At 47.7% G+C, this 25,730-nt stretch carries 26 protein-coding genes and 1 riboswitch; of the genes, 15 read left to right on the forward strand and 11 right to left on the reverse strand.

Annotation, left to right across the window (positions count from 1 at the left end):
• Positions 1-10: 10 nt before the first annotated feature.
• On the reverse strand, positions 11-826 hold the full coding sequence (locus BBR47_RS11665) for a copper amine oxidase N-terminal domain-containing protein (RefSeq protein ID WP_012685977.1): 816 nt from the start codon (positions 824-826) through the stop codon (positions 11-13).
• A 64-nt stretch (positions 827-890) separates the two neighbouring features.
• Positions 891-2,558, reverse strand: coding sequence for a ribonuclease J (locus BBR47_RS11670; RefSeq protein ID WP_012685978.1), 1,668 nt, complete (start codon positions 2,556-2,558; stop codon positions 891-893).
• Positions 2,559-2,721: 163 nt separating this feature from the next.
• Between BBR47_RS11670 and BBR47_RS11675 the strand changes: the two genes are divergently transcribed.
• On the forward strand, positions 2,722-3,141 hold the full coding sequence (locus tag BBR47_RS11675; protein ID WP_012685979.1) for a hypothetical protein: 420 nt from the start codon (positions 2,722-2,724) through the stop codon (positions 3,139-3,141).
• Between the two features lie 88 nt (positions 3,142-3,229).
• Here BBR47_RS11675 and BBR47_RS11680 read toward each other — a convergent pair whose 3' ends face one another.
• The gene (locus tag BBR47_RS11680; protein WP_012685980.1) at positions 3,230-3,670 is read right to left on the reverse strand and encodes a protease complex subunit PrcB family protein; all 441 of its coding nucleotides are present in this window, start codon (positions 3,668-3,670) and stop codon (positions 3,230-3,232) included.
• Positions 3,671-3,731: 61 nt separating this feature from the next.
• Between BBR47_RS11680 and BBR47_RS11685 the strand changes: the two genes are divergently transcribed.
• Together BBR47_RS11685 and BBR47_RS11690 are read left to right on the forward strand one after the other, a co-directional pair.
• The gene (locus tag BBR47_RS11685; RefSeq protein WP_012685981.1) at positions 3,732-5,627 is read left to right on the forward strand and encodes a hypothetical protein; all 1,896 of its coding nucleotides are present in this window, start codon (positions 3,732-3,734) and stop codon (positions 5,625-5,627) included.
• 71 nt (positions 5,628-5,698) lie between these two features.
• Positions 5,699-6,154: a YlbF family regulator gene (locus tag BBR47_RS11690; RefSeq protein WP_012685982.1), complete on the forward strand. Its 456-nt coding sequence runs from the start codon at positions 5,699-5,701 to the stop codon at positions 6,152-6,154.
• 1 nt (position 6,155) lies between these two features.
• Here the strand turns inward: BBR47_RS11690 and BBR47_RS11695 are convergent, their stop codons facing one another.
• Positions 6,156-6,485 (reverse strand): hypothetical protein, encoded by a 330-nt coding sequence (locus tag BBR47_RS11695; RefSeq protein ID WP_012685983.1) that lies wholly within the window; start codon positions 6,483-6,485, stop codon positions 6,156-6,158.
• Positions 6,486-6,559: 74 nt separating this feature from the next.
• Here BBR47_RS11695 and BBR47_RS11700 point away from each other — a divergent pair, with 74 nt between their 5' ends.
• Positions 6,560-6,904, forward strand: a complete 345-nt coding sequence (locus BBR47_RS11700; protein WP_007725782.1) for a YlbG family protein — start codon at positions 6,560-6,562, stop codon at positions 6,902-6,904.
• Between the two features lie 143 nt (positions 6,905-7,047).
• The gene (locus tag BBR47_RS11705; protein ID WP_012685984.1) at positions 7,048-7,812 is read left to right on the forward strand and encodes a LamB/YcsF family protein; all 765 of its coding nucleotides are present in this window, start codon (positions 7,048-7,050) and stop codon (positions 7,810-7,812) included.
• A gap of 29 nt (positions 7,813-7,841) precedes the next feature.
• On the opposite strand, the gene BBR47_RS11710 is transcribed toward BBR47_RS11705, so the two are convergent.
• Genes BBR47_RS11710 through modA form a run of 3 tightly spaced genes read right to left on the reverse strand, consistent with a single transcriptional unit; the run spans position 7,842 to position 10,038 of the window.
• Positions 7,842-8,507, reverse strand: coding sequence for an ABC transporter ATP-binding protein (locus BBR47_RS11710; protein WP_041749829.1), 666 nt, complete (start codon positions 8,505-8,507; stop codon positions 7,842-7,844).
• A 16-nt stretch (positions 8,508-8,523) separates the two neighbouring features.
• On the reverse strand, positions 8,524-9,210 hold the full coding sequence (modB, locus tag BBR47_RS11715; protein ID WP_012685986.1) for a molybdate ABC transporter permease subunit: 687 nt from the start codon (positions 9,208-9,210) through the stop codon (positions 8,524-8,526).
• Positions 9,211-9,240: 30 nt separating this feature from the next.
• Positions 9,241-10,038: a molybdate ABC transporter substrate-binding protein gene (gene modA, locus BBR47_RS11720; protein ID WP_012685987.1), complete on the reverse strand. Its 798-nt coding sequence runs from the start codon at positions 10,036-10,038 to the stop codon at positions 9,241-9,243.
• A gap of 143 nt (positions 10,039-10,181) precedes the next feature.
• Between modA and BBR47_RS11725 the strand changes: the two genes are divergently transcribed.
• The 5 genes from BBR47_RS11725 to BBR47_RS11740 are packed head-to-tail and all read left to right on the forward strand — an operon-like array spanning position 10,182 to position 14,237.
• Complete coding sequence (locus tag BBR47_RS11725; RefSeq protein WP_012685988.1) at positions 10,182-11,141, forward strand: helix-turn-helix transcriptional regulator; 960 nt, start codon at positions 10,182-10,184, stop codon at positions 11,139-11,141.
• A complete protein-coding gene (locus BBR47_RS11730; protein ID WP_012685989.1) occupies positions 11,142-13,199 on the forward strand; it encodes a stalk domain-containing protein in 2,058 nt (685 codons plus the stop codon).
• A gap of 4 nt (positions 13,200-13,203) precedes the next feature.
• Complete coding sequence (locus tag BBR47_RS11735) at positions 13,204-13,725, forward strand: shikimate kinase (RefSeq protein ID WP_012685990.1); 522 nt, start codon at positions 13,204-13,206, stop codon at positions 13,723-13,725.
• Between the two features lie 56 nt (positions 13,726-13,781).
• Positions 13,782-13,943 (forward strand): YqzE family protein, encoded by a 162-nt coding sequence (locus BBR47_RS30310; RefSeq protein WP_007725773.1) that lies wholly within the window; start codon positions 13,782-13,784, stop codon positions 13,941-13,943.
• A gap of 39 nt (positions 13,944-13,982) precedes the next feature.
• A complete protein-coding gene (locus tag BBR47_RS11740) occupies positions 13,983-14,237 on the forward strand; it encodes a YkuS family protein (RefSeq protein WP_012685991.1) in 255 nt (84 codons plus the stop codon).
• A gap of 33 nt (positions 14,238-14,270) precedes the next feature.
• On the opposite strand, the gene BBR47_RS11745 is transcribed toward BBR47_RS11740, so the two are convergent.
• The 3 genes from BBR47_RS11745 to BBR47_RS11755 all read right to left on the reverse strand — a co-directional run bounded on the left by BBR47_RS11745 (position 14,271) and on the right by BBR47_RS11755 (position 18,107).
• Positions 14,271-15,128 carry a hypothetical protein gene (locus BBR47_RS11745; RefSeq protein ID WP_012685992.1) on the reverse strand — a complete coding sequence of 286 codons (858 nt, stop codon included), beginning with the start codon at positions 15,126-15,128 and terminating at the stop codon, positions 14,271-14,273.
• Positions 15,129-15,238: 110 nt separating this feature from the next.
• Positions 15,239-16,363, reverse strand: a complete 1,125-nt coding sequence (locus tag BBR47_RS11750) for a YqhG family protein (RefSeq protein ID WP_012685993.1) — start codon at positions 16,361-16,363, stop codon at positions 15,239-15,241.
• Positions 16,364-16,400: 37 nt separating this feature from the next.
• Positions 16,401-18,107, reverse strand: coding sequence for a DEAD/DEAH box helicase (locus BBR47_RS11755; RefSeq protein WP_012685994.1), 1,707 nt, complete (start codon positions 18,105-18,107; stop codon positions 16,401-16,403).
• Between the two features lie 221 nt (positions 18,108-18,328).
• Positions 18,329-18,424, forward strand: a riboswitch (glycine riboswitch).
• Between the two features lie 200 nt (positions 18,425-18,624).
• Between BBR47_RS11755 and gcvT the strand changes: the two genes are divergently transcribed.
• The 5 genes from gcvT (at position 18,625) to BBR47_RS11780 (ending at position 24,665) form a co-directional block, all read left to right on the forward strand.
• Positions 18,625-19,728 carry a glycine cleavage system aminomethyltransferase GcvT gene (gcvT, locus tag BBR47_RS11760; RefSeq protein ID WP_012685995.1) on the forward strand — a complete coding sequence of 368 codons (1,104 nt, stop codon included), beginning with the start codon at positions 18,625-18,627 and terminating at the stop codon, positions 19,726-19,728.
• A gap of 41 nt (positions 19,729-19,769) precedes the next feature.
• On the forward strand, positions 19,770-21,122 hold the full coding sequence (gene gcvPA, locus BBR47_RS11765) for an aminomethyl-transferring glycine dehydrogenase subunit GcvPA (protein ID WP_012685996.1): 1,353 nt from the start codon (positions 19,770-19,772) through the stop codon (positions 21,120-21,122).
• Positions 21,115-22,584, forward strand: a complete 1,470-nt coding sequence (gene gcvPB / locus BBR47_RS11770) for an aminomethyl-transferring glycine dehydrogenase subunit GcvPB (RefSeq protein ID WP_012685997.1) — start codon at positions 21,115-21,117, stop codon at positions 22,582-22,584. The genes gcvPA and gcvPB overlap by 8 nt, the downstream gene beginning before the upstream one ends.
• Before the next feature lie 99 nt (positions 22,585-22,683).
• Positions 22,684-23,763, forward strand: coding sequence for an undecaprenyldiphospho-muramoylpentapeptide beta-N-acetylglucosaminyltransferase (locus BBR47_RS11775; protein WP_012685998.1), 1,080 nt, complete (start codon positions 22,684-22,686; stop codon positions 23,761-23,763).
• Positions 23,764-23,834: 71 nt separating this feature from the next.
• Entirely contained in the window at positions 23,835-24,665 is an 831-nt protein-coding gene (locus BBR47_RS11780; protein WP_012685999.1) for a lipoate--protein ligase family protein, read from the forward strand.
• 55 nt (positions 24,666-24,720) lie between these two features.
• Here the strand turns inward: BBR47_RS11780 and dat are convergent, their stop codons facing one another.
• The gene (dat, locus tag BBR47_RS11785; protein ID WP_012686000.1) at positions 24,721-25,572 is read right to left on the reverse strand and encodes a D-amino-acid transaminase; all 852 of its coding nucleotides are present in this window, start codon (positions 25,570-25,572) and stop codon (positions 24,721-24,723) included.
• Positions 25,573-25,730 lie beyond the last annotated feature (158 nt).

The raw sequence follows: 25,730 nt of genomic DNA on the forward strand, positions 1-25,730 counted from the left end.
TTTTCCCTTCTCATCTATAAAGAAGATCATTCGGAATGACGACGATGGTTTTCTGACCCCCTTTATGTTCAAAAACAACATAGTAATCCAGCATTTCTACAATATCTCGTAAAGGTACAACCAGGGTAGTGTTATTGTACAGCTTCGCTTTTCCCGACACAGTAGTTTCGCGACCTTGATCAATAAAGCGATCACTGCCAACAGGTATGACTATTTGTCTATCGTATTCCATGAAGTTGTCTCTCAGGATGAGCGTTGCCGTTTGGGTAGGATCATTCCACTGGATCGTAGCACCAAGAACGTCGGCTAACTCGCGAAGGGAAACATAAGTGACATCATTTTCAACAAAGGTTTGTTGCACAAGCTTTTTATTATTTACGGTCACATTCACTGCTGAGTCGTCTTTATAAGGAGCAGTGTTATCGCGGAGAATCAAAATACTAATTTTTCTGATGTCATTTATGTTTTTAAACCTAGAATCAATAAAATCTAAGGGCAGTTCAAATTTTGCTTCTACAAAATGTCCCGGCTCTAGCTTCAACGATGAATTGATAACAGTGTGGCTAGTTTCTGGGTAGAAGTGGTCCATTCCGTTTTTGCCCGCAAATGAGAGACCTGCGTAGCTAAAATTTGTAGCGGTTGCTTCACCTAGATTAAGTAATAGGGCATAAATAAAAAACGTGTTGTTGTCCTCTGATCTTCCATAAATCATTGAATCTACAATGACATTTGCCTTGAGTTCTGCCCCTTCAGACACTGGAACCGAAGCAAAGAAAATAAAAAAGATTGCAAGAAGGCACGCTAAAAGTCTAACCATTTTCCCCATTTCAAATCACCCCAAGATTGAAAATATCATGCTAGAAAAGCCCTCCAGAAAGAAGGCTTTTCCCTCACACATCCATAATAATCGGCAGGATCATGGGTCTGCGCTTTGTTTTGGCATACACGAATTTCCCAATTGATTCCCGCATTCCTTGCTTCAGGCGGTTCCACTGACTCACATTCGCTTCCTGCAGATTGGTGATCACCTCGGATGCAAGGCGAGTCGCTTCTTCCAACAGGCCCTCTGATTCCGGGGCATGAATGAATCCGCGAGAAATAAGGTCAGGACCCGACAAAATCTTGCCGTCAGTTTTACTGCGCGTCACAACGATTACGAGTATGCCATCTTCCGAAAGATGTTTGCGATCCCGTAATATTCCATTCCCTACATCCCCGATTCCTAAACCATCCACCAAGGTATTGCCGGCAGGGATTTTTCTTTCCTGCACAGCCACACCATCCTGAATATCCACGACATCCCCGTTATTTATTATGAAAATGGACTCGAAATCAACGCCGACGGATTCAGCCAACTGACGATGTTGATGGAGCATCCGATACTCGCCGTGAATGGGGATAAAGTATTGTGGCTTCATGAGAGTGAGCATGAGCTTCAACTCTTCCTGGAAGCCATGACCGGATACATGCATGCCAGTTCCAGAGCCATATATAACGTTGGCTCCCATAATAAACAAGTTGTCGACGATGCGCGCTACATTTCGTTCGTTCCCTGGAATGGGGGAGGAAGAGAGGATGACGGTATCGCCGCGTTCTACTTTTACGTGTCGATACCCGGAGGTCGACAACCGTGATAAAGCAGCCATGGGTTCGCCTTGACTTCCGGTGCATAGAATAGCGACACGGGCAGGATCGAGCTCGCCCACTTCTTCTATTTCCACCAACATGCCTTCTGGTATATGCAAATAGCCTTGTTCCGAAGCGATTCTGACCACATTGACCATACTTCGACCCAATAATGCCAGCTTTCGATTCGTCGCTTCTACGGCATCTATGACTTGTTGGAGCCGGTATACATTGGAAGCAAACGTCGAGACAAATATTTTCTGATGTGCCTTACTGAATGCTTCTAACAGACGATCGCCCACGTGTTTTTCTGATGGAGTAAAGCCTGGGCGCTCCGCATTGGTACTCTCTGACAACAAGGCCAATACACCTTTCTGCCCGATTTCAGCCATTCTGTGCAAATCGGGGGATTGCTTATGCACCGGCGTTAAATCAAATTTAAAATCGCCCGTATGCACAATAGCGCCTGCTTTTGTTTCAAATACAACACCCAAGCAATCTGGAATGCTATGGTTCGTCTGAAAAAAGCTGATTGTGAGCGAGCCAAATGAAATGGTAGAGTCACGATCGATGGAGATGAGGGTGGACTGATGAAGCAAATTATGCTCCTTCAGCTTTAATTCGATAAGACCTAACGTTAAGCGGGTACCGTAAACAGGGACGTTTAATTGTCGCAAAAAATATGGGATACCCCCGATGTGATCCTCATGCCCATGCGTGACGATCAAGGCACGTACTTTTTCTTGATTTTCTAGCAGATAACTAATGTCCGGTATGATCAGATCAATTCCTAAATAACTCTCATCCGGAAACTTCGAGCCACAATCGATGAGGACAATTTCATCCCCATATTGAATCCCATACATGTTTTTGCCGATTTCATATACTCCTCCTAAAGCAAAAATAGAAAGAGTTTCATTCCATGCATTCATACGTAGTAATGACCTCCCTAAAGGATCTTGTGGTTACTTTTACCTATTGGAATGCTGAGTATGTATGGATAACAGGTGAGATCAAGAGGCAAAAATGGATGAATGAAGCAATCAGGAGTCGGGCACACTGGGGTAAGACTCATTTTGGAAGGGAGCAGCTCCGGTGATAACCAAACGATTTCTTTTCCGCTTGTTTCTATTGATTGCGATTGCGGCTGGTGTGGAATGGTTTGTGTACACGAACCAACAAGCGCAAACCGAAGTGGTAGCAGACGAGTCGCACGCTCATCATGCAGAGCCGACACTCGCTGTGACGCATACCCTTGTAAAAGATGATTTGCAACTCAAATTGGCCGTGACGAACTTTTCTTTTTCCCTCGAAAACATGGGGAAAGAAAACAAGCACGGGGAAGGCCATGTTCATTTGTACCTCGATGGCAAAAAAATCGCCAAAGTATTTGAGTCTAGCTATGTCATGAAGGATATCCCTGCTGGGAAGCATGAGATCAAGGTAGAATTGGCACATAATAACCACGAGTCGTATGGTGTAGCAGAGAGCTTTTCCATTGAGGTAAAGCCCTGATAAGCAAGGGTAACTGTTGGGAAAAGGAAAAAAGCCGACTTCGATGCGCCTTGTGGCTTTCGAACTGTCGGCTTTTTTCGTGAATAGACTAGCGCATGAGCACGCTGACTTTTGCTTGCTGGTCTGGCAGGGCAATCACCAAAGTCGGATAGCTGATGACTTGGATTTTCATCGAACCCGGAGCTGGTGCTTGTACCCGAACTTGTACGGCGAAGTCATGAGGGCCAGTCCGCTTGACTTGGTCCGTCACTAAACGATATCCTCCTGTAGGGCGCTGTCCTGCACCCACGACTACATAGGATTTTCCGTTGGCACGAACAATGGTGTGTCCGCCATTTTTTCGAACTGTCTTCAAAGCTTCCTGCACAGCCGGTGGATAGGGAGCAGCAACGGCCTCATAACCAGCATTTGCTTGTACAGCCTCTTTCGCCACAGGCTCAGATACGATAGGATGTTGAGGTGACAAGACTTGTGTACCGGTTACTGCCAAGGTTGCGGTTAAGAGTAAGCTAGGAAATACTTGCAACATCAAGATCCCTCCAATTGATAAAAGTAATGAATCGATCATCATATAGACTGAGGTGACAGGCGTGCGTGTGAAGGATTCGCTGGAATACCTGTCCGAATCAACGCGACAAGCGATTCTACATGAACAAACCAAACGATATCAGATTGCGGAAGAGCAAGACTTAACAGCGAGATTATTGGACCCCGTTTTTATTGGCCGAGCATGGGAACAGGCAGATGAGCTGGAACGAACCGTTATCCGGCTTTTCGTAACCAAAGCGACGAGAGGCTTTTTTAGCAAACGAACGTGGGAACGCGAAACGGCAAAAGAGCACAGACATCTGTCAGTCGGCTTGACGAAATTGCGACGGCTTGGACTGATCTTGACTGTACGGAAAATGTGGAGTGAAATCGGCTATTTGATGCCACAAGAGGTTCGGGAACAGTTGACGAATCAAATGCTGCCGGAAGCCTCTCAGGCTTTTGTTTCTCTTTCAAAAACGCTCCCTTATTATATATCAGCAGGCAGAGGGATACAGCTGGATCTTTTTGGGCTTTTGTTGTTTGTTCGAGACAACCACATTCCCATTACGCAAAAAGGAAGCATTCATCGCAGGATGTCACAAAAAATGCTGCCGCTACTCTCGTTTACAGACGAGCATGTAAAAGGAATCGTGATTCCGCCGCTCGATCAGGAACAAAGAGAGGGCTTTTCCTTGACGGTTGTTCTTGACATTGCGCTTAGACTTGGCTTGGTGTATAGGGAGGAGCGAGAACTCGTACTCGATCTCCATCGAACGAAGCAATGGCTGCATCAACCGCCGCTCGTACGTTGGGAAGAGTTGTATCAACTCGTTATGGAACAATTTTTGCCGCATGGTGACTGGTGGGAATTCTTCATTCAATTGATGAAACAGGTTCCTGTCGAGCAATGGTGTTCCATTCATGAACAATTACGCATGCTAAAAGAAGCAGGATTTTCTTTGCCCGACAATGCAGAGGAACTCATTGTGGAGCAATGGCTGCATGTACTGTTAGGCATGGGATGGATTCAGCTCGGAATGGACGAGGAGCGTGGGATTTTTTGGCGTTGGAGCAGCTTGCCGCGATTATCGTCGGAGGAAGGCTGGTTTGTAGACCCCACAGGTGCCATTACAATCCCTCCGCTTGTCCCGTTGCTGGATGTATGGGAGATCAGTCAATTTTGCCAGCTCCAATTTGATGGGCAATTGATTCGGGGTGAATTGCAAGCAAGGCTGTTGCAATCGTATTTGGCTCAAGGAGGGACGGAGGAGCAAGTCATTGAAAAGCTCCGGGCCTCCTGTGTTCATCCGTTGCCTGAAAGCTTGGTTGAGGTTGTGAGCCAATGGGCGAGAACAGCGAGGCAGATTCAAATGGAGCCGTACTTCCTCGTGCGGACAGCACATGCCGGATTTATGGAGGAATGGCGCGAAATTCCTGACTTTCGCCCATTTCTTACTCAAGTAGTCTCGCCAACTACGTTTTTGATTCCGTTCTCGCAGGAAAAAGAATTAATCCGTTTACTACGACAGTTCGGTTATGAGCCGCAAGTGCTATCACATATTGCTAGTGCAAGCAAAGAGCTTCAGCCACTCCCAAACAGCCACGCCGGGAATAAGGGCTTGCTTCTCATCGAACGGCCTTGGGACGGTTATGCTATAGAAAACACGTTCCCTGAGCAAAATGAACAAATCGCAGCCCTTCCGAAAATGTGGACGAAGCATTTTCAATCCTATCACCCACAGTCCATGCGGGATTTGTTTAAGCGCGCAATCGAACTGAAGCTGGAAGTCGAGATCCAGCAAGGTGGAAAAGAAAAGCTGCGTGGGCTACCGACAGAAGTACGCCTGGAAATGGGGTACTGGATGGTTACGATTGCCGGACAGGGAGGCAAACAGTGTTACCGTCTCGATAGCATCGAGCGAGTGCGCATTGTAGTGCCCGAATATCTGTACTAAGGGTGTGCATCGTGATACAATCAGGAATGACGTAAAGTTTCAAGCTTTGCGGCGAAAGGAGGTCTCGCTTTATGGAAACATTGGAAGCAGTGGATATGACGCAGTTGATCATGGGTTCTCATGAGCTGTCCACGATGATTAACCAATCGCGCGAGGTCTCGGAGTATCTGGAGGCCAAACGCCAAATGGAAGCAGATGAGGAAGTGCAACGTCTGCTCGTCGTGTTCGAGGCTAAGAAGGAACAGTACGAAGATGTGCAACGGTTCGGGAAGTATCACCCGGATTACAATCATATATCCAAAGAAGTACGGGAACTGAAGCGCAACATTGAACTGAGGGATTCCGTACAGGCGTTCAAGCGAGCAGAGGATGCTCTGGATGAGCTCTTGTATCAGGTGAGTAGAACCATTGCTCATTCCGTCTCGGAAACGATCAAGGTTCCGAGCAACAATCCATTTTTAGAGGCGCAGGGCAGCGGTTGTGGAACAGGCGGAAGCTGTGGCTGTAGCGTGAAAAAGCCATCGTAATTTACGCTGTTCCCGATTCATTTTGGCGTAGCAGAAAGCAGTCTTCACAAAGATTGCCGCAGCAAAACTGCTTTTCGTCAGGTACGCGAAAGCGGAAGCGATACACATGCTGCACATCATCAGAACGCACGTAAATGCATTCTGGCTGTAATTTGGTATCAGTGGTCAGGCGCTCTCCTGTTTCCATGAGCTGGTTTGTAAGCAGAGGAGCAGGGAGCGTACTGCATACATAGAAAAAGAGCTGGCCCGCATAGGTTTGCCAACTGCTATGGGTCACGATTTTTTCGCGGTGAAGCGCTTCCTCGAATTGATGATAAAACGTAGCCAGCATAGACCACGATTCCTTTCTATATAAGCTTTCAACAGTAAGTATACCACGATTAGGAAGGAGACCGACGGCAAAACATGAGAGAGCGACGTCTGGGGGTCGCCGTGTGGGTGAAAAACACGCGTGCCGCCAAAAATTTACGCAAATTTGGCACCATTCATTACATCTCCAAGCGCTTAAATTACGTTTCGATGTATGTGGATGCCAATTTGTTGGACGAAACGATTCGCATTATGGAGAAGCTGCACTTTGTAACGAAAATTGAACGTTCCCATCGCCATGAGATCCCGGTAGAGTACAACAATGCCAGACCGGATAAGGCAAAGGAATACGATTATAAACAAGAAAAGAACCAGGTAATGGCACTAGCAGAGACCTTACAGACAGAAGAAAGCAGTCAAGCAACCGTTGGTTCGACATAGTTGTTCATAAGCTGCCATTTTTCGGCAGCTTTTTTGCTTTTGTTAAACTGGCGTACATGGTATGCTAAAGTGGAAGAAAACGAGAAGCCACGCGTATGAATGCGTTTTCAAAAGATAGAGTAGCGAAAGAAAGGTGAGCATACATGATTCATCTGGATATTAACTGCGATATGGCAGAGGGCTTCAGCAGAGGTCGACAATCAGAGGATTTGGGGATTATGAAATGGATCACCTCCGTTAATATTGCTTGCGGATTGCATGCAGGGGATCCCCATATTATTTGCAGAACAATCGAAGCCGCACTCAAGCATGATGTGAAAATCGGGGCACATCCCGGCTATGCAGATATTCAAGGCTTCGGACGTCGTTCGATGAACTTGTCTGTCAATGAAGTGTATGAGCTGGTGTTGTATCAAATTGCAGCCTTGGCAGGGACTACAAAAGCACTAGGCGGGGAGCTTCACCATGTGAAATTGCATGGCGCGCTATATAACGAAGCGGCCGAACGGCCAGAGCTCGCCGAAGCGGTTGTGCAAGCCATTGCAGATATTGACGAAGATCTGATCCTCTATGCACTCTCTGGCAGCAAGCTAGTAGAGGCTGGCTTGGAACACGGGATTCAAGTGGCAGAGGAAGTATTTGCAGAGCGGGCTTATTTGCCGAATGGTCGATTGGCGCCGCGTGATCTGGAAGGAAGCGTGCTGATCAGCAAGGAAGAACGCATGGAGCAGACACGTCAGCTTGTTTTAAAACAAAGAGTAATGACGGTCAATGGCGAGCACATTGACTTGGCGGCTGATACCCTTTGTGTCCATCACGAGAGCCATGACGTCCTGCAATTCCTCGGCGAAGTACATAAGTGGGCAAAACAAAACGATGTGAAGATTGAACCAATCACAGCTCGATAGGTAAAAAGCCATCCAGCAATGCCATCCCATTATCGGGAAATGGACGTTGCTGAATGGCTTTTTTCATTTTTCCGTTCTTTGATTGTGCCATTATCGATCAGGAAAATGACATCTGCGAGCTTCTCGGCTTCTTCACGATCATGGGTGACCAGAAGAAAAGGGATGTTCCACATAGCGTGAAGGCGAAGCAACTCATCCTGGCATTGTTTACGCGTATCCGCGTCCAGCGCCGATAACGGCTCATCAAGGAGCAGAATGTCTGGTTCTGTCGCAAGTGCACGTACGAGTGCCACCCGTTGTTTTTGTCCCCCGGATAACTGGTGAGGATATTTTTGCATCAGATGATCGATTCCCACTGAGGACAACAATGGAGCCAAATTCAGTTCATGCCCCTTTTTTAAGCCGTATCGAACATTTTGCTCGACGGTCATGTGAGGGAACAGAGCATAATCTTGAAATAAATACCCGATGCTGCGTTTTTGTACAGGAAGCGGCTTCTGTCCTTCGCGATAAAAGACGTTCTCGTTTAATTGGATCACGCCAGTATCGGGATGAACCAGACCTGCAATACTGTTCAATATCGTTGTTTTGCCAGAGCCGGATGGTCCAAACAGCACAGCAATTTCCTTTTGCACCGTAAAGGACACATCCAAAATAAAATCAGGCAAACGCTTCTGTATGTCGAGAAAGAGCAATTCCCATTCACCTGCCTTACTTTTGATTGGCGTACCTGCGTACATTGCGACGACTCCACCAATTCAGCCAGAGAGTCGTACCCATCCCCAAGGAAACAATAATGACGACCCAAAACAAAGCCTTATCCATTTGACCAGCCTCAACAGCAAAATAAATGGCGACGGGAATCGTATCGGTTTTCCCAGGGATGTAGCCTGCGAGCATCAGTGTAGCACCAAACTCCCCTAAACCACGGGCAAAAGAAAGAACAAACCCAGCCAACAGGCCGGGCCAAGCCAAGGGAAAGGTAACGGTCCAGAATAATCGCCATTCCGACGCCCCCATCGTGCGTGCCGCATTCTCCAAACGACGATCCACTCCTGTGAAGGCAGCGACTGCACTCTGATACATCAGCGGAAAGGAAACGACAACCGAGGCAATAACGGCGCCTGTCAGTGTAAAGACGACGGTAATATTGAACCAATCATGCAGAAGCTGACCGAGAAAACCGTTTTTCCCAAAAAGCAGCAACAGACCGAAGCCAACAACAGTGGGAGGGAGGACAAGTGGAAGCAAAAAGAAGGACTCCAGCACATTCTTCCCCCAAAAATCCTTTTGTGTCATCCACCTTGCAGAAACCATCCCGAGGATAAAAACAAAGGAGGTGGAGAGCGCAGCTACTTTAAGGGAGAGCATCAAAGGAGTAAGATTTGTTTCAATCACGCTTGCCACCTCCCATTCCATTCTGTTCGTTTATTGAAACCCGTACTTCTGTAAGATCGCTTTTCCTTTGTCGCTTGTCAAGTAGGCTAGAAAAGCTTTTGCTGCATCTTGGTTCTTCGAAGCGCTGACGACCGCACCTGGATAAACGATCGGCTTGTGCCATTCAGGTTTGGCTGTCGCCAATATCTTAACATCTTTCGAAGCGGCAGCATCACTGGAATAGACAATACCGACATCCGCGTTACCGGATTCTACGAAGGTCAAAACTTGGCGAACATCGCTGCCAAATACCATTTGTGCGGAAAGAGAATCCCACATTTTCAGCGTATCCAATGTTTCTTTCGCATATCGCCCAGCGGGGACTGTCTCAGGCTCACCGACGGCAATATGCTTGATCGCTGCGTTGCTCAGCTCTTCAAAAGAAGAGATAGCGACAGCACTTTTGTTACCTGCAATGAGAACAAGCGAGTTTTTCGTGAAGTCTTGGCGTGTGTCTTTGGCGATCAATTGCTGTTCCTCTAGACCGTCCATGTCTTTTTTGCTAGCAGACAAAAATACGTCAGACGGAGCACCTTGCGTAATTTGTGTGGCGAGTTTGCCCGAGCCTCCGAAGTTAAAGGTGAGGGTCGTTCCCGGGTGTTCCGTTTCGTATTGCGTTTTCAACTCATTCAAGGCATCCGTCAAGCTAGCAGCAGCAGAAATCATCAGTTCTACCTTTGCTGCATCGGTTTTGGCTGGCTCACTTGCTTGTGGTGCGGTTTGTGTTGTCGAGCAAGCCGTTAGCATTAAGCAAAATACTGTCAATATGGCAAACCAGTGCTTCTTCATAAAAAAAGACCTCCATAATTATATTTAGTTATAAGTAATTATAACTGGACATAACTAGATTATATGGATTCGTAATGAATAATCAATTGCGATTTTACGACACTTGTTTGACAATAGAGCAAAGGAGATAACGGAGGCGGGACATGAGTCAACAAAATTCTTACACCACCGAAGAAATAGCGAAAATTTTACGTATTTCCAAGCTGACGGTCTACGATCTCATAAAAAAAGGAGAGCTGCCCGCATATCGCGTCGGTCGGCAAATGCGCGTAGACGAAAGTGATCTGGAAGCGTACAAGGCGAAGGCAAAGGGAGTATACAGACAAGCCTCAGCCGTCAGCATCCCGCAGACAGAACAAGCCCAACAATCGGCACGATATGAGCAGACTGGTACAGGCCGCAATATCATTATTAGCGGGCAGGATGTGAGCTTGGACCTACTGGCGGGGCATTTGGAGAAAAAGGATGAGGCATACCGACCGCTTCGCTCGTACGTGGGCTCACTGAACAGCCTCGTGGCAATGTATACGGGTAAGGCTGATATCGTCAGCACGCACTTGTACGATGGGGATACCAATGAATACAATGTCCCGTATATTCGTCGCATTTTGTGTGGGCATCGTTTTGTTGTCATCAATATGTTGTCACGTTGGGCCGGATTCTACGTCCAGGCAGGCAATCCAAAACAGATCAAAGCATGGAGCGATTTTACGAAGCCGGGCATTCGCATGGTCAATCGGGAAAAAGGGTCCGGTGCACGCACGTTGATTGAAGAGCAGTTTCGACTGGCAAAGATAGCGGGGAGTGACGTGATTGGCTATGAACGGGAAGAGTCCAATCATCTGGCTGTCGCAGGAGTAGTAGCCCGGCGCGAAGCAGATGTAGGAGTGGGCATTGAAAAGGCGGCTTCACTCGTGGGAGTGGAGTTTGTCCCAACTGTGCGTGAGCGATATGACCTCGTCTTGTTGAAAAACAAGGACAACGAGCAGCTCATTCAGGCTGTTCTTGATGTTCTCGGGTCGCGTCCATTTCAAAAGGAATTAGAAGCAGTCGGGGGCTATGATCTTAGCCAGACCGGAAAAATTATGTACGAAACCTGGTAAATGCTAAAGAAAGCTGCCAATCATTACGATACAATGAGTGGCGGCTTTTTTTATTTTCAGCAGATACAGATCATTGTCAAATATGGCGGTTTCTCTACAGAATCTCCTGAATTTCTACTCAGTTTGACTTATATTTGCTACAATGAAACAAAAACATTTAGCGCCTGCCGCCGGGCGGTTTATTATTTGGGGGCTGTCATGAAATCACTACATAAAACGAGCTTACTGGTATGTGTGACGATCCTCATTTTTTTTGGCTCAGTTGGAGTCGTCGCGTATTGGCCAGCTATTTCTCAAATCATTGCCATGAATCATTCACCTGAGGAGGCGCAAAAGTTCGTTGATCCATTTTCTTATGATCCGCCTCTGCCGTCTTATGTTAAGGATTTGAACCCTGTCTATAAGATTCAAGCTGAATTACATACGTCCGAAGCAAAAATAACCGGAAGCATGACCTTGGAGTTCGACAATCCGAAAACGCCAGATGTACGATTGTATATTTACGATTACCTTTGGAACAAAATGACGGTGAAGTCGATTCGCTACAAGGACAAGCCGCTTTCTTTTGAACGTGGTCAATCACTGGTGAAGCTGGCAAATCCGCTTGGTAAGGAGCTTCGTGGCGCTTTAACCATTGAATTCGAGAACCCGGTTCCACGCAGGGGCACACGTTTTGGGGTGAAAGACGATATTTGGACGTTGACGACATGGTACCCGATGCTCGGTGCCCAAAACCAAAAAGGCGTTTGGTATGACCCACCGCAACGCGTTGATTTTGGTGATCCATTCGTTTACCACTATGGAGATTATGATGTGTCATTTACTTCTCCACAAGGCTACAAATGGGTTAGTTCATGGGGCAGAGGGCAAACGAAGTCAATCGGTGGCAATAAGCAGCAAGTCCATTATCAAGCAAAAAAATTGTTGAACTTTGGACTGGTGGGAAGTCCTCTTTATCACATTGAAACGATTCAATTTGCTCCGAATTTAACGGTTGACATTGCTTCCGTTGATAAAGGCAACATCGAAAGAATCAAAACCATTGCCCAATCGGTTTTTCCTACTTTCATCGATATGTATGGGCCGTTGCCGTATCCGAACGTGGCGATTGCGGAAACAAGTACGGGGACGACGTACGCCATGGAATACGCAAACCTCGCCGTATTCAAAAGAGACATGCATTACAACAATCTGATTGATCATTGGCTGCCGCATGAGGTAGGGCATCTTTGGTGGTACAACAGTGTGGCTACATTGGAGTCCTCGCACGGGTGGCTTGATGAGGGTCTGGTGGAGCTGGGTGTGTCCCATTACTTGCAGAAGCGTTATGGTGCCCAATCAGCTACGACTCTACTGGATACGTACAACCGGGATGTCAAACGTTTACAAGAGCGTTATCCAAATGGAAAGCTCGACAAGCCATTGCAGAAGTTTTCTACCGAAGAAGAGTTTAAGCTGACCTGGTATTCTCGGGGAGCACTCCTGTTCGACAACCTGCGCCGCAAAATCGGTGACGATGCCTATAAGCGATTCTTACAGCGCGTCCAGCAAAATTATCATGGCAGTGTCATTGGTGCAGAGCATCTCGATCAGGCGCTTGGACAAACCTTGCAAGGGGAAGCCAAATACTTCACCCTGTATACTTATAGTGCAAATAAGAATGGCTTTGGTGCCGTACAACTGGAACCTTATATCACCACAATCATCAATAACATGAGCTTTTATCCATCGATTCCTGCTCGGGTCACCCACAATACGGTTTATATTCCGTTGCGTGAGCTTGGCGAGAAAATGGGAGTAGCGATTAGCTGGGACGACAAGAAACAAATGATCCGCGTAAAAGGAAATGGACGCGAAGTATTTATAAAGGAGCGGGAGCGCTTTGCTGAAGTTGATGGCAAGCGAATAGATTTAGGCAGCCCGCTAATCGAAATCAAAGAACGTACAATGGTTCCACTGTCCTTTTTTGAAAAAGCATTGGGATATGAGACGGAGTATAATCAACAACAAAAAACAGTGAAGATTAATACTTACCCAACGATTGGAAAGGGGCAGTAATGAAATGAAAAACCTGGTGTTAGTCGGATTTATGGGAACGGGAAAAACCACGGTTGGCGCCGCACTCGCTGCCTCTTTAGAAATGAAGCATACGGACTTGGATGATGCAATCGTAGAATGGGAAGGTCGCAGTATTCCAGAAATCTTCACGGATCAAGGTGAAGCGTATTTCCGAGACGTCGAGACGAAACGTCTGGCGCAATTACTGGCAGTAGGATCTCAGGTAGTAACAACTGGGGGAGGAGCTGTATTACGGAAGCAAAACGTAGAGATGATGTTGGAGCATGGCATCGTAATCGCGCTGCATGCGACGGAAGAAGAGCTCATCAAGCGTTTGGAAAAGGATACAGGCCGTCCGTTGTTGGCAGGAGGAGTCGCGACAAGGGTAAAAACCTTAATGGCGGAGCGCGCAGGTGTATACGATTTCGCGCCCATTCAGGTGGATACGACAGGAAAGAGCCTTTCCGATATTGTACTGGAAATTAAGAGGCAAGTGGTTGAAAGAACACAGGACGGGGAACAATAGAGGGGACAGCGCTTGCGCCGTGGTGTGAACCGCGAGTAAGAAGGAGGTCAAGTGCGATGTCCTTTCAGGAATATTTAAAGTACCTGACGAAACTGTTTGTGCAGTACATGGATACTCCAAAAGATGAACGCCGTTTACGTAAGACTCCACGCGAGTCCTGGTCGTCACGCTGGTTTGGTGCCATTCCTATGTCCATACGACTGTTGTGGCGCAAATAAAATTCGTGGAACCTATCATGAACGAGGCGGAGGGTGCATATGGCGAGAGTAGCGGTAGAAAATTCCCTGTCTGAAGTGTGCAAGATGCTGCGTCAAAATGGTTACGAAGTTGTTGATTTAGGCAACTGGCAGCAGGTGGTAGATGCGATTGTCATTACAGGACAGGATATCAACGTACTGGGTGATCAAAACAAAACGATTACAGGAGCTCCCGTCATTAATGCAGAGGGAATGACCGCCCATGAAATTTTTCATGCCGTTCATGAGCGTCTCTCTCCTACAGAACATCGGTGAATAGAAAACGCAAAAAACAAGCTCTCCAACCGGTTATTCGGCAGGAGAGCTTGTTTCGTTTACGAAAAATCGTCCGACGCGATGGGCATAGGAATACGGGACAAAGCGCAGGCCCTCATCCCATACACCGACATAAGCATTTTGGTCATTCCATAAATGCAGGGACCCTACGACAAAGGGGGCCAAAACCTGTGACTGGTGAATCGGGACGGCTAATGTTACCGGTGAGGCATAATCTTGTTTCCACAATTGGTTCCAGGACACGTCTGTGTCCGCTGTACTCAATTGGCTGACCCACCCAATATGATCAAAAGGATCAGACTCGGCTGCGCTTAAAATTCTCATTTGAGTCAGGCGTTGACCATTTTGTATGAGCTGCTCGCCTGCAAAAGCATCGATAGCGGGCTCGCTAATTTGAAAAGAAGTGGGATACATCTCTCCCGTTTTTGCATTGACCATTTGTGTATCTGACTTCTGGGTGATCAGCCAGTAGGAAGCGAACCCGTCATAAACGGGCTCCGCCGCGATTTCCTTCGGAGCAAAGGCGTCATCGAACAAGATGTACTCCCCGACACCGTATTCCAGTAGAACAAATTTCTCATGGGAAGTGGAATCAGGTGATTCTCCTATCACCAAATACCCTACCTGCTTGTCCGCTTTTTTTATACTTACTAGCCATTGATGCTGCCCTGCACCAAGTGTTTGCACATCCGTCTTGGCGTCCTGCCATTGCTTGAATTGAGGGTCTCGGCTTGCGATTGCATCCATCCATTCTCGAATTTGTTTTTGGAACTGCTTGTCCCAGCTTGCTTCGTCTTGCGCATATGCTAGTGAGGAAAGCAGCATGAGAGACAAAAGAGCAGCGATAAAAGGGAGAAATCGTCTGGTCACAACTATGCACCACCTTTTGTAAAGGCTTAACCTATTCCTATTGTAACCAGCTATGACAAAAAGATTTGTTGCAACGTGTCTTTTCTGTTTCACATTTTCTCGTTGATCTTTTACATGATTCGCCCTGATGCGGGGAGATGTCGCATGCTTTTTGCTTTCGAAGACCGCATGAGCGGAGGAACGGAAGATAAATAGAACAAACCACCGTTGATGAACGAAACCTCGATCCGCGGCTCGTATTGCCATACCAGCTCGTCTTTTCGGCGTTGTCTCTCCTCATCTGGCGTGCTCTTTTTCCACTCTGCTAGATGAATCTCTGCGCGTGGGGTGGTTTGGATTCCGTTTGTACGTAAAAAGTCGAGGATTCGTCCGCCAGACGCCCGGTATTCGTCAAAAGATGTGGGCTGTTCGACAGAAGTTGGTCCAGCTGGATCAGGCTCAGGGTGGAGGGCTTCTTGTTCGAGTGACGGCTGCGCTTCTGTTCGCTCTACTGCTTCTTCGGTTTCGTCTGCTTTTGACTGTTCCTTTTCTGGTTCTCGCCTTGCCAATTCTTCATAGTACGCTTCCAAGATAGCCAATTCTTCGCTCAAACGTGTGCGCGCTTCCTCTGCCCAATGCTGATCTTCTTGTTCCAATGTATGTTCGACTTCCTGTTCTGCCATTTGGAGGGCTTCCTGTATGGTTACCTTTCGATCCAACGTGTAATAGTAGTCAGGGATCGCAGGGGTCAAGGAAAGTGAAAATAAAAACGAAGTGAAGTCCGTCACCAACCGCGGCTGATGCAAATTAATCCCCAGGTACAATAAAATGTCACGTCGCTTGTCACAGAGCAGAGAAACCTTCAAGTTCATCCCGAGCCAAGGAACGAGAGGGGTTGACCGACGCTTGCCAGCATTGCCTAAAAGCCCCCCTTGCTGCTCGTACATACAGACAAAGCTGCCATGCTTTTTGGTTGAAGCGAAAATTTGTTGCATACGGGTAGCCCCTAAATGCAGATGCTCGGATCGCAATCCTTCAGGCGTGCAATCCGGATGAAAAGTAAAGGTGAGCACCAATGGCTGATAAGCCAAGTTCATTTTATCCACCCAGCTCCAGTAAAAAGGGCGATTGCCGATATCTTTGTCCACCTCGACAGGGAGTTTGACTGTGAAATAATCCGGGTGAGATTCGACGATATGGGCAGAAAAAGTCGCCAAATAGCGCTCGACAAATTGTCTGACCTGTTGTTGCTGCATCAGGAGACCTCATTTCTTTTTCGTTTCCAACAAGAGTTTATTGGTCAGCCGCCTCAGATAGTGGTACGTCTTCTTTTGTTATTTTGCTTGCTCGAATCGCGTGTCCAATGTTATCGAGCTTTAGCGCCATTTCTTTGGAGGATTGAGAATCCATAATGATTTGAATCAGATTATCTTCCAAGGAGTGGTTTAGATTCAGGCGTTCCACAATATCATCGAGTTCACCGATGACCATTTCAAACAGGTCGATTTTTTCATACAGTAGTTTGAGAATATGCTCCTCGATCGTTCCTGTTGTCGATAAATTGTAAATGTGCACATCCCTTTTTTGTCCCAGCCGATGGACGCGGCCGATTCGTTGCTCCACTCGCATGGGATTCCAAGGCATATCGTAATTGATGACTTGATTGCAGAACTGCAAATTGATCCCTTCGCCGCCCGCTTCCGTCGCGATCAGGACTTGTGCACGATTTTGGAAAAGATCCGTCATCCAGTCCTTTTTGCTGCGTTTAAAGCCACCGCGGAAGGGGACAGAGGTAATGCCGTGGTCGTGCAAATACTTTTGTAGATAGTTTTGTGTTGCTCGGTACTCTGTAAAAATGATCACCTTGTCGTTGATTTGTTGAATGAGCTCAACTGTTTTGGCGGCCTTGGAATGGGTCTCTATTTGTTTGATCATCTCAACTAGCTCAAGAATTTGCGTGCGCAAAGGAGAGTCCTCGCCAGTACGCTGGTGCATGTTGTACAGTGTCATAAACGCAGCTTCCTTACTGGAGCAGACCTCACGCTGCAAGGTAATCAGAGCGAGAGAGTTGAAGCCACCAACCCCAAATCCTGTTTGGTATTGCTCGCGGACAAAGCGGGTCACCCCTTCGTACAAGGTCATTTCCTCAGGGGTTAGGTCAATCGGGATCGACTGAACACGACGGCTGGTGAATTGGATACCGCCATCACTTCGTTTGTTGCGAATCATGACCTTTTCAATTTCTTCCCGCAATTTCTCGCTGTTTTTGGATTGGCGTTTGCCCTCTACGTAATTGGTAGAGAAGGTGGATGTATGGCCGAGGTGACCTGGCTTTAACAAATTGATGAGGTTGTATAGCTCGTCCATCTCGTTTTGAATGGGAGTGGCAGTAAGGAGCAGGCAATATTTTTTGCGGATCTCCTTAACGAACTGATAGTTGCGGGTACGTTTATTTTTGAGTTTATGGGCCTCGTCGATGATAAGCATGTCGTAATCGATGTCGAGCACGTGACGTCTGTGTGGATCTCGTTTTGCTGTATCTATGGATGCGACAACGACCTCGTGCTGCCGCCACATATATTCCTTTTTTTGTGCGACTGCTGCAATGCCGAATTTTTGATGAAGCTCTTTTGTCCATTGAATCACGAGAGAGGCCGGAACCAGGACGAGAATTTTTTTAGCCAAGCCGCGAACCATATACTCCTTCATGATCAACCCTGCTTCGATCGTCTTTCCCAAACCGACCTCATCTGCGAGAATGGCACGACCACGCATTTCTAGCAGGACACGTTTTGCTGTCTCCAATTGGTGAGGAAATGGCGATAAGAGTGGAAGGTATTTCAGACATTGTAGCTGGTCAAAATCGTGAACAGCCATCGCTTCCTCGGCTTCCAATGAGAGCTTGAACAGCTCCCACTTATCCCAAGGACCATCTTCTTGCATTCGTTCTGTAAGCGGATTGATCCAACTCGTATCAAATGAAATAGGAACATTCGGCATATAAGATACTCCTTTTCATAGCTCTGCCATAACTTTCATGGTTAATGTCAAAAAACTGAACATTTATCTATTGTCAATGTGTTTTGTTAAGTTTTTCTGAATCTGACTGTTAATTTGTATATTTTCAACTTTGGACTCTCATGGTAGGATAAAGAGGTAGTACATCCACTAGTATGGAAATGTTAGCAAAAACTTATGTATGACCATGAAACAACCGCGAATGAAGGTAGTAGGGAGAGACTGCTGGAACGTTTGGCAGCGCCGAAGGAGCAAGCCGGTAACGGTGAATCTCTCAGGCAAAAGTACCTCTACTGGACGCAACTCTGGAGAGAGCTCACATTCATATGAGCCACCAAAGGGGAAACTTGCAAGTGGGAACGATATACCCCCACCTGATTCGCAAGGTAACTCTCAGGTACCAAGGACAGAGGAGGAGAAATGGGCACCATTATTTTGGTGTACCCGTTTTTCCCCCTCTGTTTTGTTTTGGATTCTTATTGTTCACAGGAGGTGCCACATGTCCAATTTGAAACGTACGCCACTATTTGATTCTTATGCAAAGTATGGCGCGAAAACCATCGACTTCGGTGGTTGGGATCTGCCGGTGCAGTTTACAAGCATTGGTCAAGAGCATGAAGCCGTTCGGACAAAAGCTGGTCTATTTGATGTTTCCCATATGGGAGAAGTGGACGTAAAAGGGGAAAACGCTCTTACTTATCTCCAGCGTGTGACTACGAATGACGTGTCTAAGCTGGCAGTCGGGCAGGCGCAGTACAGTGTGCTTTGTTACCCAGATGGGGGAACGGTAGACGATCTGCTTGTTTACAAGTATGCAGATGATCATTACTTGCTCGTCATCAACGCGGGGAATATCGACAAAGACTATGCGTGGCTAGAAGAACATCTGATTCCAGGCGTAACGATTGAGAATATTTCGCCACAAACAGCACAAATCGCCATTCAAGGTCCTCTGGCAGAATCCATTCTGCAAAAGCTGACGACTACAGACTTGTCTCAAATCGGTTTTTTCCGTTTTGAGCGTGATGTGCAAGTGAGCGGTATTCCAGGTTTGGTCTCCCGCACTGGCTATACTGGCGAAGATGGCTTCGAGATTTATTTGGATGCCGATCGTGCAGCAGAGCTGTGGGACATCTTGCTGGATGCTGGAAAAGAAGAAGGTCTGTTGCCATGCGGTCTCGGTGCGCGCGATACGCTTCGTTTTGAAGCCAAGCTGCCACTGTACGGACAAGAGCTCAGCAAAGACATTACTCCGATCGAAGCGGGCATTGGCTTTGCTGTCAAGGTAGACAAAGAGGTGCCGTTCATCGGTCAAGAAGTGCTGAAGGCACAAAAAGAAAACGGTGCCCCACGCAAGCTCGTAGGGATCGAAATGATCGATCGTGGGATTCCGCGCACGCATTACCCTGTCTATGTGGGGGAAGAGCTCATTGGCGAAGTGACGACGGGAACACAATCTCCAACCTTGAAGAAAAACGTCGGTCTCGCTCTCGTAAAAACCGAGCATGCTGCGATAGGTACACCAGTAGAAGTAGAAATTCGCGGAAAACGTCTGAAAGCAGAAGTTGTTGCCGCTCCATTTTATAAACGCCCAAAAAACTAAACGATACACCACATACATCCTTTTAGAGGAGGACAACGTCCGTGAAATACCGCTACCTGCCCCAAACTGATCAGGACAAGCGCGAAATGCTGGAAACGCTCGGCATTTCAAGTGTAGAAGAACTATTTGCTGATATTCCGGAAGAAGTACGCTTTAAAGGTGCATTGAATATTCCAGAAGCACTTTCCGAGCCAGATTTGGTGAAGTATTTTACACACCTCGCGAATAAAAACGTAAATTTCAGCACGCATGTTAACTTTCTAGGTGCGGGTGTTTATCAACATTACACGCCGAGCACAGTTAATCACATGCTGCTTCGCGGTGAATTCTTTACCGCTTATACACCGTACCAGCCTGAGATCAGCCAAGGTGAGCTGCAAGCTATTTTCGAGTTCCAAACGATGGTATGTGAGCTGACTGGCATGGAGGTAGCGAACTCCTCGATGTATGACGGCGCAACTTCTTTGGCAGAGGCAGCGATGATGGCTGCTGGTCACACTGGCAAAAAGCGCGTAATCGTTTCCCGCGCTGTACATCCAGAAGCGCGTGGTGTTTTGAAAACATATGCGTATGGACAAAACGTTGAGCTGGTTGAGGTAGGTATCAACAGCGATGGCGTTACGGATACAGCGGCTCTGGAAGCGCTTGTTGATGAAAATACAGCAGCGATCATCGTGCAGTATCCGAACTTCTTCGGAAACGTTGAGGACTTGGGAGCGATTGAAACAATTGCGCACGGAAAAGGCGCACTGTTGATCACATCCTCCAATCCGCTTGCGCTAGGTGTACTGGAGGCGCCGGGCAAATTGGGCGCAGATATCGTAGTGGGTGACATGCAGCCATTCGGTATTCCAGCATCCTTTGGCGGACCACATTGCGGATACTTTGCTACCACAACCAAACTGATGCGCAAAATGCCAGGTCGTATCGTCGGTCAAACGAAGGACGAAAATGGCAAGCGCGGCTTCGTATTGACGCTGCAAGCGCGTGAACAACATATTCGTCGTGAAAAAGCGACTTCTAATATCTGCTCGAACCAAGCGCTGCTCGCATTGGCTGCTTCCATTGCCATGACTGCACTCGGCAAGCAGGGTGTACAAGAAATGGCAATGATGAACCTGCAAAAAGCTCATTACGCCAAGAATGCCCTGCAAGCAAAAGGCTTGGAGATCGTATTCACTTCTCCATTCTTCAACGAGTTTGTAGTGAAGCTGAACAAACCAGTTGCAGAAGTAAACAAAGGCCTGCTGGCTGCTGGAATCATTGGAGGCTATGATCTCGGTCTCGACTATCCAGAGTTTGCAAATCATACCTTGCTTGCAGTAACTGAGCTGCGTACCAAAGAAGAAATCGACATATTGGCGGCTGAATTGGAGGCGATCACACGTGCGTAACGACCAGGAGAAAGCACTGATCTTTGAAATGAGCAAACCAGGCCGTGTGGGCTACAATTTGCCGGCATTGGATGTTCCGGAAGTAGAAGTAGCAAGCCTTTTGCCAAAGCACCTCATCCGCGAAACGCCGGCTGAGCTGCCAGAGGTATCTGAGCTGCAATTGGTTCGTCACTATACCGAACTGTCTCGTCGCAACCACGGGGTAGACAATGGCTTCTATCCGCTTGGTTCTTGCACGATGAAATACAACCCGAAAATTAACGAAGATGTTGCCCGTTACGCAGGCTTTGCGCAGACACATCCGTACCAACCGGAAGAAACTGTACAGGGCGCTTTGGAGCTGTTGTACAACCTGCAAGAAGAGCTGGGTGAAATTACAGGCATGGACGCAGTTACCCTGCAACCAGCTGCTGGTGCTGCGGGTGAGTGGACAGGTTTGATGATGATCCGCGCTTACCACGAGAGCCGTGGGGAAGCGCATCGTACCAAAGTAATCGTGCCGAACTCCGCACACGGTACGAATCCGGCATCTGCTGCTGTAGCTGGTTTGGATACCGTAACCATTGCATCTGACGAGCGTGGATTGGTTGATATTCAAGCGCTGCGCGATGCAGTAGGACCTGACACAGCTGCTTTGATGTTGACGAACCCGAACACTCTCGGATTGTTTGAAGAAGATATCGTGGAAATGGCGAAAATCGTCCATGAAGCTGGCGGCCTCTTGTACTATGATGGTGCGAATGCGAACGCGATTTTGGGAATCGCCCGTCCGGGAGACATGGGCTTCGACGTAGTGCATCTGAACTTGCACAAAACGTTTACAGGCCCTCACGGCGGCGGTGGCCCGGGTGCTGGTCCGGTCGGCGTGAAAAAAGTTCTCGAGCCATTCCTGCCTACACCAATCGTAGCGAAGAAGGAAGACGGAAGCTTCTACTGGGACAGCAATCGTCCGGCTTCCATCGGACGCGTAAAAGGCTACAACGGAAACTTCGGTATTCTCGTTCGTGCATACAGCTATATCCGTACGATGGGGCCAGAAGGCTTGCTGCAAGTTTCCCAAAATGCGGTGCTCTCCGCCAATTACATGATGCGTCGACTGGCAACGGCTTATCATCTGCCATTTGATCGCGTCTGCAAGCACGAGTTCGTTCTGTCTGGAGTGAACCAGAAGAAGCTGGGCGTACGCACGCTCGATATCGCAAAACGCTTGCTCGACTTCGGTTATCACCCGCCAACGATCTACTTCCCATTGATCGTTGACGAGTGCCTCATGATCGAACCAACCGAAACCGAGACAAAAGAAACGCTCGATGAGTTCATCGACGTCATGCTGCAAATTGCCCGCGAGTGCGAGGAAACGCCAGAAATCGTTCAGGAAGCTCCTCATACCACTGTCGTCAAACGTTTGGATGAAGCGACAGCGGCGAGAAAGCCAATCCTACGTTATCAACCGCAAGCATAATTCTAGATTCCAGGAAAAGTCGCCTGTTGTTACGGGCGGCTTTTCTTTCTGATTGATGCTATCATGGGGGAAGAAGAGGTAGGGGAGGGTTCGAACCGAATGAAGAGAAGGATTGTTTTTACCGGTGGTGGTTCGGCAGGTCATGTCACTGTGAATCTTGCGCTCATCCCCCATTTTATCAAGCTGGGCTGGGAAGTCGCCTACATTGGTTCAGTGACTGGAATCGAACGTGAGCTCGTCGCCAACCATCCGGATGTCCGCTATATTGGCATTTCTTCAGGAAAACTGCGACGTTACTTTGATTGGAGAAACATGAGTGACCCGCTGCGAGTCCTCAAAGGCATTTGGCAAGCCTTTCGCTTTCTCGGCAAATGGAAGCCGGATGTGATTTTTTCCAAAGGAGGCTTCGTTTCCGTACCGGTTGTATTTGGGGGGTGGCTAAACCGTCTTCCCGTTGTCATCCATGAATCTGATCTGACACCCGGTCTCGCAAACAAGCTGGCTGTCCCTTTTTCTAACAAGGTGTGCGTAACATTTCCGGATTCGCTTTCGAAAGTACCGAGAAGCAAAGGGATTCACGTAGGCGCAGTCGTGAGAGAAGAGTTGAAGCAGGGGCGAAAAGAAGCAGGCTTGGCGTACTGCTCCTTTACCACAAAAAAGCCTGTCCTGCTTGTCATGGGGGGAAGCTTGGGAGCGCGCCGAATCAACGAGGCGGTACGTCGCACATTGCCTAACCTGCTGGAGCATTTTTCCATTGTGCATATTTGTGGCAAAAATCAAGTGGATGAAACGATTCAGGTAACAGGCTACAAGCAATTCGAGTATGTTCAGGAGGAGTTGCCTGATTTGCTAGCGATGGCAGATCTTGTTGTGTCTCGTGCTGGCTCCAATGCCATTTATGAGTTTTTAGCCCTCCAAAAGCCGATGCTCTTGATACCGTTGTCCCGTGAAGCAAGTCGGGGTGATCAGATTTTAAATGCCCAGTCCTTTGAAAGGCAGGGCTTGTGTCATGTTCTGCTGGAAGAAGAGCTAACGGATGATCGCTTTTATCAAGCATTGAATGACTTGCAAACGAACAGGGAGTCCATCTTGCAGCGAATGCGCGAAGAGAATGAGAAGAAAACAGATGCATTGGCACAGGTCATGGCGATTTTACAGGAGACAGCTCGCTCAAAATAGCGCATCCGAGGCTTGCCGTCCCTCGTGCCAGAAGCGTACAATGAAGGCGTTGTGAATGAGGAGGTACATAGATGGAACAGTGGCGCTATATCGTGACGGAAGCCATGTCACCCGCAATGAATATGGCAGTAGATGAAGCAATTTTGCAGTTGCACAGTGAGGGGAAGGTTCCCCCGACCGTTCGTTTTTACACGTGGGACCCAGCGACACTGTCAATTGGTTATTTCCAGAAGGCCATCAAGGAAATCAACCTGGAGGAAGTTCAAAATAGAGGATTGGGCTTTGTTCGCAGAGCGACAGGAGGGCGTGCTGTTCTCCACGATCAGGAGCTAACATACAGTGTCATCGTATCCGAAGACCATCCGAAAATGCCTTCGAGCGTGACGGAAGCCTACAAAATCATCAGCTTGGGACTGCTGCACGGATTCCAAAATCTTGGACTCTCGGCGGAAATGGTCTCCTTGGCAAGTGAGGAGGAGAAGGAAAAGTACAATTCTCCAGGGTCATCGGCCTGCTTTGATTCTCCCTCCTGGTATGAACTCGTGGTAGAGGGGAAAAAAGTAGCGGGAAGCGCGCAGACCCGGCAAAAGGGTGTTATTCTTCAGCACGGCTCTATCCTACTTGATATGGATGTGGATTTGCTATTCTCACTCTTACATTTCCCGTCGGAGCGGGTAAAACAACGGATGATCGATAGCTTCCGACAAAAAGCAGTGACGATCAATGAAGTAAGCTCACGGCCAATCAGTCTCCAAGAATCGATCGAGGCGTTCTCGAAAGGCTTTGCATCTGGACTGGAAGTGGAGCTGACCCCTTCAACGCTTACGGACGAAGAACTCGCTTTGGCAGAAGAGCTTGTGCGTACGCGCTATGCCACGGACGAATGGAATCTGCGGCGTTAAACAATAAAGAAAAGCTCTCTCGGATGCATCTGCATATCGGGAGAGCTTCTTTTGATTACACGAGTACACTTGTGTTGATATGCTGTTCAAACAAGTCTTGTAGCGTAAGCACGACAGGTCCTGGTTGTCCGTTGCCGACAGCGACGCCATCTACCGAGATGAGCGGCATGATTTCCGCGGTCGTGCTTGTGAGGAAGACTTCATCTGCTTGCTTTAAGAAAGCAATGTCGAATGCTTCTTCATGGACAGTGATGCCATTGTTTCGAGCCAAATCAATGACCACTTGGCGAGTAATTCCGTGCAGGATCAGATTGTCAGCCTGATGCGTATACAACTCGCCATTTTTCACGACGAACAAATTGGAAGCGCTGCACTCTGTTATGACGCCGTTGCGGTGCAGAATCGATTCTTGGGCACCTGCATCCTTTGCGTATTGTTTGACTAGAACAGCACCTAGCAGGTTGAGTGTTTTGATATCACAACGCAGCCAGCGGATATCTTCAACGAGCTGAGCTGTCAAGCCTTTCTTCATATCGGCGACAGGGCGGTCCTTACGACGGACAAAGCCCATTATCACAGGCTGGATTCCGGAGGGAATATCGTGTACACGTGGAGCGGAGCCACGAGATACTTGCAAGTAAAGGCTAGCGTCGTCATTCTCCGTGATGTTGTTCTTGGTGATCAGCTGATTCGCTAAGTCTGTCAGCTCTTCTGCGCTCCATGGAAGCTCCATTTTTATTTCTTTGGCACTTCGAAACAATCGGGTTAGATGTCCATCCCATTGATACATGCGCCCCTTATAAATGCGTACTACCTCATAGATGCCATCCCCAAAGTTATAACCGCGGTCTTCTGGATGAACTGCGACTTGCCCTTCTTCTACCCATTTCCCATCTACATAGAGCATGGTACTTCCCCCTCAATAGATTCCATTCCGTTTCTTTCAAACGGTTTTTTATTGATTCCACCTTAGCAAAAGGCAAGGACATCGGTCAATTTGAAAGTCGCCTTTTCTTTATCAATAATTTTACGGAGTAAAGCCCCTTTCTATTAAGATTTCATATG

Origin of the sequence: Brevibacillus brevis NBRC 100599, from assembly GCF_000010165.1 — a bacterium.
Lineage (GTDB): Bacteria > Bacillota > Bacilli > Brevibacillales > Brevibacillaceae > Brevibacillus > Brevibacillus brevis_D.